The organism is Tundrisphaera lichenicola (genome assembly GCF_051175385.1).
GTDB classification, from domain to species: Bacteria; Planctomycetota; Planctomycetia; order Isosphaerales; family Isosphaeraceae; genus Tundrisphaera; species Tundrisphaera lichenicola.
This window is the reverse complement of sequence record NZ_CP195106.1, coordinates 4009988-4023502: the sequence shown is the minus strand read 5'-3', so window position 1 is coordinate 4023502 and position 13515 is coordinate 4009988. Positions and strand designations below refer to the sequence as shown.

The window sequence follows — 13515 nt, the reverse complement described above, 5'->3', positions numbered from 1 at the left end:
GGCCTTGATCCTCGGGGGCGCTCGGTGAGGATAGGGCGGGGCGGGGGCGTCGTCGATTCGAGCGAGTTTAGCAGTCCCGGGGTACCGCATGCAAACGAATCCGGCCGATGAATCCAGTTTCCAGTCGATCGGCCCGATTTTCCGTCGACCGCGGAATTCATTGTCAGGGCGACAGGCCCGAAGGCGTATTCTTGGGAGACCATCCGGGATGATCGCCCGGGGTCCGGTTGGGTCGATCATCGGAGGAATCTTGAATGCCCCAAGGCGCGAAGCGATGGGTCTGGCTCTGGGCGATGACTTGGGCTGTCCCGACCTGGGCCGGCGCACCCCTGGGTGAGCGGGTCGATTCGGTGGTGAACGCCAAGGGATTCGAGCGGGCGCACTGGGGACTGATGGTGGTCGAGGCCGAGACCGGCAAGACGGTCTTCGAGCGGGACGCCGATCGGATGTTCAGCCCGGCATCGGTGACGAAGCTCTTCACGGCCGCCTCCGCCCTGATCGACCTGGGGCCTGATTTTCGGTTCAAGACGCCGGTGGTCCGCCGGGGCGAGATCAAGGATGGGAAACTGGCGGGAGACCTGATCCTGGTCGCCAAGGGCGACCTCAGCCTCGGCGGTCGGACCGAGGCGAATGGGACACTCCTGTTCGAGGACAATGACCACACCTATTCCGGGGGCAATCCCGACGCCTCGATCGTCCAGGGCGACCCACTGGCCGGTCTCACCCACCTGGCTCGCGAAGTCCAGGCTCGGGGGATCAAGGCAATCGCGGGGGAAGTCCTGATCGACGACCGGTTGTTCGAGCTGGCCCCCAGCTCGGGGAGCGGCCCCTCGCGAGTCAGCCCGATCCTCGTGAATGACAACGTCGTCGACCTCCTCGTCACGCCGGGGGCCAAGTCCGGCGACGCGGCCCCGGTCCGGATCGTCCCGGAGACCGCATTCATCTCCATCGACGCAAAAATCGATACCATCGCCCAGGGCCAGGCCGCGGTCGAAGTTCGCCCGGTGGGTCCTCGTCGAGTCTCGATCCGGGGCTCGATCCCGGTCGGCCACAAGCCGGTCTTGAGGATTCATGAGATCGCCGAACCCGCCGCCTTCGCCCGGTCCTTGTTCATCGACGCCCTTCGGAATCGAGGGATCCGGGTGGAGGCCTCGAACCTCGGCACCAACCCCGAATCTTCCCTCCCCTCCCGGGCCGAGGTCGCCGCGCTCCCGGTGGTCGCCGAGTACACCTCGCCGCCGCTCCGCGAATACCTCAAGGTCATCCTCAAGGTCAGCCAGAATCTTCATGCGAGCACGCTTCCCTTGCTGATCGCCTCGCATCACGGCGAGTCGACGCTGGAACGCGGGCTCCGCCGAGAAGGGGAGATCCTGGCCGGGCTCGGGCTCGACCTCAAGTCGATCTCGTTCGGCGGGGGGGCGGGCGGATCGCGGGCGGATCTGGTCACGCCCCGAGCGACCGTCATGCTGCTCAGGGCGATGATGGCCCGGCCCGACTTCCCCGCTTACGACGCCGCATTGCCCGTCCTGGGCCGGGATGGGACCCTGGTCAAGGCCGTTGCCCCCGAGAGCCCGGCCAGGGGGCACGTGCGGGCCAAGACCGGAACCTACTGGGTCGATGACGGGCTCAACGGCCGGGCCGTCCTGACCTCGAAAGCCCTGGCCGGCTATCTCGAGACCGCATCGGGCCGGAAGCTGGCCTTCGCGTTCTTCCTGAACAACGTGCCCATCGACGACATCGGCGGGACCATCCCCGAGGCCTCGGCCAATGCGGGCCGATTGCTCGGCAAGCTCTGCGAGATCTTCTACGCCGACGATCCGGGGCCGACCGAGCCGACCCCCGATGCCGAGCCCGCCAAGGCCGACCGATGACGCCGCTCGCCCCGTCGACCGCCTGCCCAGGATCGAACAATCTTCACTCGTCCATGCCTCGATGGGAGGGCTCGGCGGGCTTGGGGAGGGGGGGGCGGATGATCGGGGCGGAGATGACGGGCTGGGGAGCATGCCCCTCGTGCGCCCGGACGTGGGGGCGGGGGATCGCCTGGATCACGGGCTCCGGGGCCAGGGTCTGGAGCCGGACCTCGCGGGTGGGCAGGGGGATCGTGATCCCGGCCGCCGCGAACCGACGCTGGATCTGGCCGTAGAGTCGATGGCGGACCCGGGCCAACAGGCTGGGGTCGGGCACGAACGCGTAGAAGATGAAGTGAAGCGAGGACTCGCCGACCGAGTCGAGGAACGCGGTCGAGACCGGGTTATTCAGCACGTCGGGGTCTTCGTGGGCGATGGCCAGGAGCAGGTCGGTAACCTTGTCGGCGTCGGTCCCGTGCGCCACCTGGATGTTCAGGACCACTCGGATGATCTTATCGCGATGGGTCCAGTTCACCAGATTGCCGGTGATGAACGCCCGGTTAGGGATGATCATGCTCTGATTATCGCCGTTGATGATCGTGGTGGCGCGGATGTCGATCCGGTCCACCCGGCCGGTCATCCCGCCCACGGTGACCAGGTCGTTCAGGCGGATCGGGCGTTCCAGGAGCAGGATGATCCCGCTGACGAAATTCGCCACGATCTCCTGGAGGCCGAAGCCGAGCCCGACCCCCAGCGCGGCCAGGACGACCCCGATCCGCTCCATGCCCATGTGGATCGACGAGAGCCCGGCCATCGAGCCCAGGGCCAGCACCGCATAGCGGCAGAGCGTCACCACGGCGTAGCGGACGCCGGGGTCTTCGGTCATCCTCGGGAAAATCACCACGGTGAAGAATGTGTTCAAATATCTCCAGGCGCCAAATGTGACGAAGGCCACGATCATCATCCGGACGAAGTCGCCAACGTTGACCGTCTGCTCGCCGACCGTCCAGAGCGACTGGCCGGCGATGTAGCGGAAGAGGGCCAGGTCGACATTCCAGATCCAGGCGCCGCCCAGCAGCCCGACCAGCAGGACCAGCGCCCGAGCCAGGGTCCGGAGCTTCGCCCCCGCGTCGTCGGAAACCTGGGTCTCGGGCTTCGACAGACTGACGGCCGAGTTGCCCGTCGCCTTCTTCCATCGCCAGGCGTGCTGGTCGATCAGCCGGAGGAGTAACCGATGAGCGACCCAGCAGGTTCCCGTCAGGACCAGGGAGAGGACCCCTCCGTAGAGCAGCCGTTTCGACGAGAAGCGGAACCCCGCCGCGTCCAGGATCAGCACCAGGGACAAGGCCGAGAGGGTCGCCCAGGCCAGGTGCCGCAGGTGTTTCCCGGCCCAGCCCAGCCGCTCCGGTTCCTGGGCCAGCCAGAGCAATAGAGGCGACGTCGGCCGGAGCAGTCGATAGGCCAGGATCCAGCAGGTCAGCTCGAATCCCAGGATCAGGAGCCGGCCCAGCGCCGTGGCCGAGATCGGCCGGCCCTCCGGGGCGATCAGCCCCCCCCCAAGCAGGACCTCGGGCATCACCAGGACGAATCCGGCGATGGCGATCGTCAGGACGACCCTCCGGCATTGCCGGGTCACGTCCTCGGGGGCCAGCAAGACCTCCTCGGCCCAGCCTCGCTTGCGGAACGCCATCCGGCCGGAGTTGACCACGAACAACGAGCCGGCCAGCCCGAGCATCAGGACCGAGGCCGGCCAGGCCAGGTCCCTCGGCCAGGGCCCTTCCATCAAGGCGTAGGCGACCAGGGCCAGGTAGGCGGGCCAGATCGCGGCAGCACCGAGACCGATCAAGAAACGTCGGACTTCCCGCATGGGGGCGGCTCCGGTCGTGGATCTGAGTTGTCAGGTCGCTAGTCTTCGATATCGGAGTACGATCGGGGAGGATCGAGGCGGGTGCAGCCCCAACTCAGGCACCGCCACCGAGCCGATGGCGATCGAGCATCTTCTGCCCGAGTCGGAGCGGCCAGGGGAGGGCCACCATCCCCAGGACGGCCAGGCTGAACTCGACCGAGACCGGCCCCCAGAGCGATCCATCGACCGACTCCAGGCCCAGGCGCACCATCGAACGGGCGGTCCGGATCGCCTCGTCGCGGGCATGGGCGACGATCGCCACCCCGAGCGGCTCGGCGTCGCGAATCCAGAAGATATGCGTTCGAATGAATGCGTACTCCTGGTCCAGGGTGTCGATCCGCCGCGAGACTTGCTTGTGAGTCTCCTCCGCCCGCCGGGCGAGCATCTGGAGCACGTCTCGCTTCCGGTTGAGCAGGGTCCGATGCCTCGTCTCGAGCACCTCGAGCATCGCCGAGGCCTCGGCCCGTCGACTCTCGGGGAGTTGCTCCAGGAGGGTCTCTCGGTCGTATCGATCATCCCGAGCGTCATTGACCAGGTCGATCTCGGCGTCGGTCAGCGCGTTCTCGTAGGCGACTTCCTCGGCCATCGCCGCGGCCAGGTCGGTCCGGACGATCTGGGCACGCTCGGGCCCGATCCGCCGGAATTCGTTCTTGAGCCGAAGGGCGTCGAGCGGGCTGATCTCGTCGTCGTCCAGCATCTCGCGGAGCTTGGCATAGGCGCTCACGGCCGTGTCGGCCAGGGCGGCCTGCTCCTGGAGCGAGACCTCGCCGCCGGTCGCATAGGTCTTCTCGTAGGAGACGACCTGGGATTCCAGCTCGAGCAGGGCCGAGGTCCGCTTGGCCTTGCGACGGACCAGCGGGTCGGCCGAGAGCGCGGCCCGGGTCTCCTCCTGGGCGACCGCCTGCTTCAGGTCGCTCTGCTGCCGCTCCGCCAGGGCCGAGTAGCGGGACTCCATCCGATCGAGGAGCTTCTTGGCGAGCTGGGCCTTGGCGGAACGCGCCTGGATCGAGCTGGCACCGAGTTCGAGCCGCTTGGTGGACAGGGCGATCCGGGCCTCCATCGTGGCGAGTTGTTCGAACGCGGTGCGGGCCTCCCACTCGAAGTTCGCGAGCCGCTCCTGCGCGAGTTCGCGAGCCTCGGCCGAGTTCGCTCCCTTGATCGCCGCCTCCCGTTCGGCCCGGGTGGCCGCCAGGGCCACGAACTGCTGGTGGACCTTGTCGCGCTCCGAGCGATCCGACGCCACCTGGGCCGTGAGCTTGCGAGTCCCCTCCGATCGGAGTGTTTCCAGCTCGGCATTCTGCGCCTTGAGATCGTTCCGGGCCGCCTCGATGGCCTCCTTCATCTCGTCCAGGCGAGGATCGGAATCCCCCCCCTTGGCGGCGGCCTGGGTCGTGACCCGGAAGACCTCGGGCAGGAGGACATCGGGGGATTTCGCGAACTGCTCGAGCAGGGCGTTGGTCTTGTCCCGCTCGGCCTTCTGGCCGGCCGCCTCATCCTCCGGGCTGACCTCCGGCTTCTCGGCCTTGGCCCGCGCCTGCGACGCCTTCTCCCACTCGCCCAGCAACCTCTTGCGTTCTTCCAGAAGCTCGACCATCGGCTTGGTCGTGGGCTTTTCCTTCGACTCGGGGGTGGCCAGCTCCGTCAGCCGAGCGCCGATCGCCAGCCGTTCGCGAGCGACATCGGCCTGCGTGGCCGGGGGGATACTCGGCAGCTTGGGGGGCACCCCGGCGTCGGGCTTATCGACGGCCTGAGGCGGCGCGGTGGGGACCTTGGCGGCCTGCTTGGCCGACTCGGGAACTTCCTGGGCTGGGGCGGTCGATGCGATCCACAACGCCCCGAAGATCAGGGCGTGGCGGCTCGACGGGCGTGCGCGCATCCTTGCTCGCTCCGAAGGTTGTTCGATCGATGTGGCCGCGAGGTTGAATCACTCGGGTCCATCTCAGGGTCGGCAAGGTAGCCAAAAGACCCCGCTAAGACAAGGGGAATGGTGGATGGATCTGAGCACGGGGCGTGCCCTTGGAATCAGGGGGATCGTTGTGGGAATCGGCTGCGGCTGGCTCCCGGAGCAAACTCCGGGTCCGAAAGCGGAAGCAAGCTTCCGCACTCCAAGGCGGCTCCGCCGCTCCGAAAGAGGTTGTGAACCCAACGAGCCGCCGGAGGCCTTGGAGTGCGGAAGCTTGCTTACGCTTTGCTCAGGCGGAGCTTGCTCCGCCGTCGATGAGCCCTAAACCCTGGGTACACCACCGGGCACGAGATTCACCGCCCGATCCCCTCCGAGGAGGTTCGGGAAAGGGGGAAGCTAGGCAGTTCTGCAGGCTTCTCGGATCGCATCCAGGGCCGCCATCTGCTTTACCCCATCCTCGGCGAGCGAGGGAGAACGATCGGCGACCTCGCGAGCAAAATCATCGAACATGATCGCGTAAGGATTTGTCCCTCGGAAACGAATCTTGCGGCGCCGACCGTCCACCTTGAGAAACGCGATCGGGCGTTTTGGAGAGACGAAGGCGTCGGGGACCTCGATGGTCCCTCGCGATCCCACCAGCTCGTAGGCATTCCGCAGCGGTTGCTCGTAGCTGGCATCGATCAACGCGAGGATTCCGCCCTCGAACCGAAGCTCGGCCGTGATCGACAGGTCGACACCCGTCTTCCCGACCTTCGCGAGCGATCGAACCTCCACCGGCTCCGACCCGGCGAACAGTCGGGCGGCATTCACGCCGTAGCAACCCACGTCGCTCAGGGCCCCGCCACCGCGATCCGGGTCGAGCCTCCAGGGATCATCCCCCAGCGGGAACGAGAAGGAAGCGCGGATCAGTCGGAGTTCGCCGATGGCTCGCTCGCGGACCAGCCGGAGCACCTCGGCCGTCCGGGGCTGATGCCGCCACATGAACGCCTCGCGGACGATCACCCCGCGAGCCTGGCCACGCCCCGCCATCTCGCGAGCCTGTTCGGCGTTCATCGCGAAGGGCTTCTCGCAAAGGACGTGCTTGCCCGCGTCGATGGCTTCGAGGGTCCATTGATGATGAAGCTCGTTGGTCAAAGGGATGTAAATGGCGTCAATCTCGGGATCGTCGAGCAAGGCCCGGTACGACTCGTGGACGACCGGGATCCGGAGGTCTCTCGCCGTCGATCGGGCGATGCCGACATCGCGGGCCGAAATCGCCCGGATCGTCCCGAGCCGGACCTTCCGGAACGCCGGGACAACCTGCCATCGGGCAATTCGGGCACATCCCAGGATGCCCCAGCGCAGCGAGGTTCGGAGGCCGGTCGTGTTGCGGATGCCCTTCAAAGGGACAGCCTGGTGGCGATCCAGATCAGGATCGAGCAAACGCCCAGGACCCGTCCGGCACGATCAACCCAACTCGATTCTGGTTGCCACGCCCCGATCAGGGCCAGCGTCGCCCAGGCGATGACCACCGCTTCTCCGGTTCGCAGGCCGATCGATAGATAGTAAATGGAACCGTAGGAGAACCCGGTCCTCCGAAGTGCGGCAGAAAACCAGAGGTGACCTAATCCAAACGCGATGCTGTACAGGACGCTGGCCAGAATCGCCAGGCTCGCGATCAGGCCGGGCTGCCGGGTCAATTCGCGAAAGCCCGGGCGAGGAGAGTGCAGCCTGGCGAGAATCAGGCCGATGGCTGTCGTGAGCAGGAAGGGCGAGAGATCGAGGCCGATCGTCAAGCTCCAGGGCGGCGGATAGCCTCCCTGAACGACGAACTGCAACTGACCCGGCGTTCGGCTCTCATGGGCGATCTTCCAGATCCAGACCCCGATCGCCGTCGTGGCGATCAGGATCGCGCAATCGCCCAGGGTCAGTCGCCGGGCCGCTGGACCGTCCATGGAGGATCTCCTCTCCTCCTCGGACTCAGGCCGACCTCGGGCGTCTCGATGGCTTGCTCGGGGCCTCGGTCTTGCCGGTCGGGGCGGGCAGGCCGGGCTTCCTGGGCAACTCCTTGGCCTTGGTGGTCTGCGGCTTGTTGGCACTCGTGGGCTTGGATTTGGCCGGGAAGAGGTGGCCGACCACGTCGTCGAGGGTGTCGATCGAGTGGAAGGTCACGTCGGCCTTGACCTCGGCTGGCAGCTCGATCAGGTCCTTCTCGTTGTGGCGAGGGATCAGGACGGTGGTGATCCCGGCCCGTCGGGCGGCCAGGACCTTCTCGCGGACGCCCCCCACGGGGAGGACCCGACCGGTCAGCGTGACCTCGCCGGTCATGGCCATCTCTTGATGGATCGCGCGATGTCGGAACAGGCTCATCAGGGCGGCGGCGATGGCGACCCCGGCCGAGGGGCCGTCCTTGGGCACGGCCCCGGCGGGGACGTGGATGTGGAGGTCGGTCTTGGTGATCTTGGCGACGTCGAGGTGCATCTCCTTGGCATGGCTCCTCAGGTAGCTGAGGGCCGCCTGGGCGCTCTCTCGCATCGATTCGCCGAGCAGGCCGGTCAGCGTGAGGGTCCCCTTGCCGGGCATCCCCGAGGCCTCGATGAAGAGGATCTCGCCCCCGGTTGGGGTCCAGGCCAGGCCGGTGGCGACCCCCGGCGTGCCGGTCCTGTCGGCGACCTCGCGGAAGTACCGGGGCGGGCCGAGCATCTCGGGCAATGTGGCGGACTGGACCGTCGTGGCGGCCTTGTTCCCCTCGGCATGCTTCCGGGCGATCTTCCGGCAGACCGTGGCGATCTCGCGTTCGAGGTTCCGGAGCCCCGCCTCTCGGGTGTAGTCGGAGATCACCCGCCGGATGGCGTCGTCCTCGAACTCCACCGCCTTGGCGGTCAGGCCGTGGGCCTCGAGCTGCTTGGGGACGATGTACTTCTTGGCGATCAGGACCTTTTCTTCCTCGCTGTACCCGGCCAGCTCGATCACTTCCATCCGGTCGAGCAGGGGGGCGGGGATCGTCTCCAGCATGTTCGCGGTGGCGATGAACATGACCTTGGAGAGGTCGAAATCGACGTCGAGGTAGTGGTCGCGGAAGGTCGCGTTCTGCTCGGGGTCGAGGACTTCCAGGAGGGCGGCGGAGGGGTCCCCTCGGAAATCGGCGCCGAGCTTGTCGACCTCGTCGAGCATGAAGACAGGGTTGTTCGTCCCCGACTTCCGGATCCCCTGGATGACCCGGCCCGGCATGGCCGCGACGTAAGTACGCCGGTGTCCCCGGATCTCGGCCTCGTCGTGGACCCCTCCCAGGCTCACCCGGACGAATTCGCGACCGAGGGCCTTGGCGATGCTCTTGCCCAGGCTGGTCTTGCCCGTACCGGGTGGGCCGGCGAAGCAGAGGATCGGCCCCTTCATGTCCTTCTTGAGCTTGCGGACGGCCAGGTATTCGAGGATCCGCTCCTTGATCTTTTCCAGGTCGTAGTGGTCGGCGTCGAGGACCTTCCGGGCTCGACGGAGGTCGAGCCGGTCCCGGCTGGATTTCTCCCAGGGGAGCACGGCGAGCCAGTCGAGATAGGTCCGGACGATCGAGTACTCGGCCGAACTCGGGTGCATCCCGGCCAGCCGGTCCATCTCGCGCTCGGCCTCGGCCAGGACCTCGGCGGGGGGCTTGGCCTTCTCCAGCTTCTCCCAGAGTTCGTCCAGCTCGGGGTTATCCGACTCGGCCTCGCCCAGCTCGTCCTGGATGGCCTTGATCTGCTGGCGGAGGAAGTGATCGCGCTGGGCCTTGGTGATCTCCGAGCCGACCTGCGCCTGGATCTTGCTGGAAAGCTCCAGGACCGTGAGCTGCCGGGTCAGGAGCGATCCCAGCTTCTCCAGCCGGGTCTTGACGTTGGTCTCGGTCAGGAGGAGCTGCTTCTCCTCGATCGTGAACGGCATGCTCGACCCGAGGAGATCCGCCAGACGCCCCGGCTCCCGCGTGTTCATCGCGGCGACCTGGAGTTCCTCGGGGACCTGCTGACTCTGGTCGATCATCCGCTGGAAGAGCTGATTGACGTGATGGACCAGCGCGTCGAGCTCGACGCCTTCCTCCAGGACGTCTTCGAGCGGCTCGATCCGGCCGACCAGAAACGGCTCGGTCTGGGTGATCTCGATCAACCGGGCGCGGACCAGTCCCTGGCAGACGACCCGGGTCGAGCCGTCGGGGAACTTGAGCATCTTGAGGACCGAGCCGACGCAGATCGTGGGATACAGGTCGCTCAGGGTCGGGTCGTCGGTCTCGGGGTGCTGCTGCGCGACCAGGCCCAGGGACTTCTCCCCGGCCATGATCTCGTCGATGAGCTTGATCCCGGCCGATCGATTGACCACCAGCGGGACGACGGTCTGCGGGAAGACCACGTCGGACCGGAGCGGGAGCAAGGGGATCTGGTCGGGGGCCTCGATCGGGTCGGCCTTCTCGGCCAGGACCAGGAGTCGCCCGGTCGCCGCCTCCTCGGCCACGCGCTCGTGCGGATCGAGCTCGTTGGCCGGAGTCTCGGCGGGTTCGGGGCGAGTTCGTTTTGGCCTGGGTTTTTTGCTCATACTCTTGATCGATTCGGCGTTGGGTCGAAGGCAGGCCCGTCAAGGAGAGCCTAGCACGGCCGGAAGCTCAGCAGAAGGAATTGTTGGGTATGCCGACCTCGAAGGAAAGGGGGCACCCCTCCGGGCCGGCCCGATTGACGCAAGTCGTTTAAATTGGGAGGCTTCAGCAAGACAAAAGGATTCAGCGTTTCCACCAGTCTTCGTCGTCGTCCCAGGCGCCTCGGCTTCCGGCCTGGAACTGGGACGCCTGGTAGAGCTGAAAGTTGATCAGGCCCAGATACCCCACGAAAAGCGAATTCAACGGTTCTCCGGTCTGCTGATAAAGGACAACCGCCAGCAGACCGGCCGTCACCATCGACAGGATATAGGTCCGCGAGGCCGCCCTCTGACGATTTTGCATCGACAGGAGAGTCTGGGCCGCCTGGCCGCCGTCGAGTGGGAAGATGGGAAAGAGGTTGAAGATCCCCCAGAACAGGTTGATCCAGAGGAGGTTCGCGAACGCCGCATAGATCAGGTGATTGGCCCAGGCCGGGGCATCGTGGAAGTAGACCCGAAACGGCCCGAAATTGATCGAGCCGAGGAAAGTCGCCTCGATCGTCGCAACCAGCGCGAACAAAAGGAATCCCGCTCCCGGACCCATCAGGATCACGCCCAGCCGCTTCCAGGGGGAGATCCGTTCCTGATCGGAGAAACAAAGCCCCCCCATTGCGTACAGGACGATCGCCGGCTGCTGCCGGGTGAACGCCCGGGCGGTCAGGCCATGGCCGAATTCGTGGACCAGGATCGAGACGAAGACGCAGGCGACCCAGACCACCACCTCCAACCCGTCCGTGTCCCTCCCCCCCCAGCCCAGCACGGCCGCCATCACCCAGAAGAAGGGGTTGATCCGCACCGGGATGCCCAGGAGCCGGAAATTCAGGTCAAATTGCGTCGTCGCGGGCATTCCCAGCATGGAGGTACTCGACCCTTCGGGGCGGTTCGATGGCTTGATCCACCTACCAGAGTAGGACGTCCGACCCATGCTCGACAAGTCCGGAACCGCTCCTGGCCGCCGAGGACACCTCGAATTCGATTCAGCTTTTCGATCTCGAAGAAATCGAATTTAACCAGGAGGGCCTTCGGGAAGATTGCGCTTGGGTGCGTCTGAATGCTCTACTTCTACGTTGAGCAGACTCTAACCCCTTTGGACAAAATCGAAAACAAATCCCAGATTCTTCGTCTTGACAGGAAATCATCGGCCACCACAATGACGCCCGCTTCGACAAGCTCGGGGTATTTCAGAACACCCTCAACTCCTGTCGCCCCACCTCCATCCAGAGATCGAGAACTTATGAATGGCTCGATTTTAGCCCGCATGATCGCCTTGGTGGGGCTATGGGTCTCGCTGACTGCCGGAACGGGCGATGCGGGGGTCCTCTATCAAGTTACCGATCTGGGCAAGAATATTGGCGATACCGTCGTATTCGACGCCTCCGGGAATCTTACCAAGGGCTCCGAGTCGTTAATCCGATCGCAGGAAGGTTCCTATAGCATCTACAACTCGATCATCAACGAAGTTGTAACTGACTTTGGGAGTATCAGTAATCGATATGCGGGCTTAATCAGTCTCGACGGACAGTCGCCTACCCAGATTTATCCAATGCCGATGGTTGCGCGCTGGAATTCCTTCGTGTTCTCGGCGGTAAACAAGTCGGGTGATGTCGTCGGCAATCAGTTCTACCCTTGGGAGTCCAACTACACTTCTACCATACCCCTGATCTATACGAAGGCGGATGGTGTACAGATGGTCCGATTTCCAATCGAAGAATACCAGTACTCGATCGGGAGAGCCTATTCTCTTGGCTCATGATGGATTCCGGGGTGGTGCCAGCAATTGGGCGATCAGGGCACCCAGTAGCCGCTTTCCTCTCGCCCGGATGTTGTGCACGAACTCGAAGAAACCCAGGTACAGCGGTAGGCTCTCCTGGGGGATTCCTCGGTGAGGCCGCAGCCACGAGCGGAGCAGCGACCAGAACCCTTCGAGCGTGTTGACATGGACCTCGCAGAAGCCATCGCCATCGTCGTCCCGGGCGAACTCGCCCGCCCCGTGGCAGACCGTCTTGTGGCCATAACCCCACTCCACCAGGCGGCCATAGATGTCGTATTCATCGGTGTAGACCAACGTCCCCTTGGCGATCATCCGATCGATCAGGGGCTTGATGGTCACCTGCTGGACGTTCTCCAGCATCCGGATCACGACCTCGCCTCCACGCTGCAACATCCCGAAGATCGGCGGCTTCTCCTTGGCCAGGGTGCCCCGACCTCGCTCGCCTCTCAGGCGTCGCCTTCGGGGGAGGCGGCCTTTTTTTTGACCGCCTCGGGATGACCCTTATGTCCGGCCACCACATAGACTTCGTCGCACTCGACCTCCCCCTCCAGCACGACCGGAGGACAACGGTCGACCATCCCCTGTCGGAGTCGCTGGATCATGGCCCGGGCATCATCCTTGTTGATGTCGAGTTCCTGGGCGATCTGCAATCCCGAGAGGTTCAGCCCCATCAGATAGAGGCAGGCGATCCAGGTCCTCAGCGGCAGGTGATGGCCGGCGAAGATGGTGTCGGTGAGGTCGTCGAAGCGTCGGCGGCAGCCCCGGCACTCGTAGCGTTGACGGAGTGGCTGAGTGTCGTCCTTGCCGTTCTTGATGACCGAGTCCGAGGAGCACTTGGGACAGGTCACGCCGTCAGGCCACCGCATGCCCCGGATGGTGTCGAAGCACTTGGCGTCGTCGAAGAGATCCTGGATGTTGACCATCGTGCGACGCCTCGGGGCGGGGAAGTCGGGATCAGCGGGGCGGACAGATCGCCCGACCGAGGAGACCGATTGTATCCACTGAGTGGCCCTTGCGGATCACCACCCCGGAATCCATCATGAGCCATTCTCTTAACGACAATGGTCAGATCGTTGGCGCATTCACGGTGCCAGTTGGTGATAATATAAGCCCCTCCACACACGCTTTCCTCACGGCCAATCAATCCTCCTGGGATCTCAACACGCTGATCGCCCCAGGCACAGGCTTGATTCTTTCCAGCGCCATCGACATCAATGATCTCGGTCAAATCACCGGGAAGGCGACCGACGCGCAAGGAAAGATTCACAATTATTTACTGACGCCGACGCCAGAGCCGGCGACGGCCCTCGTAATCCTCGCCGGTTGCGTCATCTGCCACTTTGCGCGGCGAGGCCCCCGAAATCGCAATTAGACGACAAATCGGCCAGATGACATCAGCGACCTGATATCCAGCGAGGAAATTGCCCGACGACACTTGCATGGGCAAGCATGC

9 protein-coding genes and 1 pseudogene are annotated in these 13515 nt (G+C 64.9%); 3 read left to right on the top strand and 7 right to left on the bottom strand.

All coding sequences use genetic code 11. The features are described from left to right. The first annotated feature begins 254 nt into the window (after positions 1-254). Entirely contained in the window at positions 255-1871 is a 1617-nt protein-coding gene (gene dacB / locus P12x_RS16060; RefSeq protein ID WP_435005316.1) for a D-alanyl-D-alanine carboxypeptidase/D-alanyl-D-alanine endopeptidase, read from the top strand. 43 nt (positions 1872-1914) lie between these two features. Here dacB and P12x_RS16055 read toward each other — a convergent pair whose 3' ends face one another. The 6 genes from P12x_RS16055 to P12x_RS16030 form a co-directional block, all read right to left on the bottom strand. Next, complete coding sequence (locus P12x_RS16055; protein WP_435005315.1) at positions 1915-3714, bottom strand: mechanosensitive ion channel domain-containing protein; 1800 nt, start codon at positions 3712-3714, stop codon at positions 1915-1917. A 94-nt stretch (positions 3715-3808) separates the two neighbouring features. Then, positions 3809-5629, bottom strand: coding sequence for a hypothetical protein (locus P12x_RS16050; RefSeq protein ID WP_435005314.1), 1821 nt, complete (start codon positions 5627-5629; stop codon positions 3809-3811). Positions 5630-6052: 423 nt separating this feature from the next. Further along, entirely contained in the window at positions 6053-7078 is a 1026-nt protein-coding gene (locus tag P12x_RS16045) for a Gfo/Idh/MocA family protein (RefSeq protein ID WP_435005313.1), read from the bottom strand. Next, positions 7036-7590, bottom strand: coding sequence for a hypothetical protein (locus tag P12x_RS16040; RefSeq protein ID WP_435005312.1), 555 nt, complete (start codon positions 7588-7590; stop codon positions 7036-7038). The genes P12x_RS16045 and P12x_RS16040 overlap by 43 nt, the downstream gene beginning before the upstream one ends. A gap of 25 nt (positions 7591-7615) precedes the next feature. Continuing rightward, positions 7616-10195 (bottom strand): endopeptidase La, encoded by a 2580-nt coding sequence (lon, locus tag P12x_RS16035; RefSeq protein WP_435005311.1) that lies wholly within the window; start codon positions 10193-10195, stop codon positions 7616-7618. Positions 10196-10376: 181 nt separating this feature from the next. Beyond that, the gene (locus tag P12x_RS16030; RefSeq protein ID WP_435005310.1) at positions 10377-11147 is read right to left on the bottom strand and encodes a metalloprotease; all 771 of its coding nucleotides are present in this window, start codon (positions 11145-11147) and stop codon (positions 10377-10379) included. 402 nt (positions 11148-11549) lie between these two features. On the opposite strand from P12x_RS16030, the gene P12x_RS16025 reads away from it, so the two are divergent. Continuing rightward, positions 11550-12044: a hypothetical protein gene (locus tag P12x_RS16025; RefSeq protein WP_435005309.1), complete on the top strand. Its 495-nt coding sequence runs from the start codon at positions 11550-11552 to the stop codon at positions 12042-12044. On the opposite strand, the pseudogene P12x_RS16020 reads toward P12x_RS16025, so the two are convergent. After that, positions 12039-12985 (bottom strand): annotated as a pseudogene (locus P12x_RS16020) (IS1595 family transposase). The gene P12x_RS16025 and the pseudogene P12x_RS16020 overlap by 6 nt on opposite strands. An 89-nt stretch (positions 12986-13074) precedes the next feature. Here P12x_RS16020 and P12x_RS16015 point away from each other — a divergent pair. Continuing rightward, positions 13075-13434, top strand: coding sequence for a hypothetical protein (locus P12x_RS16015; protein WP_435005308.1), 360 nt, complete (start codon positions 13075-13077; stop codon positions 13432-13434). The last annotated feature ends 81 nt before the right edge of the window (positions 13435-13515 follow it).

Excerpts from the sequence above, each read along its gene's own strand:
- dacB (WP_435005316.1), top strand. The coding sequence starts at position 255 with ATGCCCCAAGGCGCGAAGCGATGGGTCTGGCTCTGGGCGATGACTTGG.
- P12x_RS16055 (WP_435005315.1), bottom strand. The coding sequence starts at position 3,714 with ATGCGGGAAGTCCGACGTTTCTTGATCGGTCTCGGTGCTGCCGCGATC.
- P12x_RS16050 (WP_435005314.1), bottom strand. The coding sequence starts at position 5,629 with ATGCGCGCACGCCCGTCGAGCCGCCACGCCCTGATCTTCGGGGCGTTG.
- P12x_RS16040 (WP_435005312.1), bottom strand. The coding sequence starts at position 7,590 with ATGGACGGTCCAGCGGCCCGGCGACTGACCCTGGGCGATTGCGCGATC.
- lon (WP_435005311.1), bottom strand. The coding sequence starts at position 10,195 with ATGAGCAAAAAACCCAGGCCAAAACGAACTCGCCCCGAACCCGCCGAG.
- P12x_RS16030 (WP_435005310.1), bottom strand. The coding sequence starts at position 11,147 with ATGCTGGGAATGCCCGCGACGACGCAATTTGACCTGAATTTCCGGCTC.
- P12x_RS16025 (WP_435005309.1), top strand. The coding sequence starts at position 11,550 with ATGATCGCCTTGGTGGGGCTATGGGTCTCGCTGACTGCCGGAACGGGC.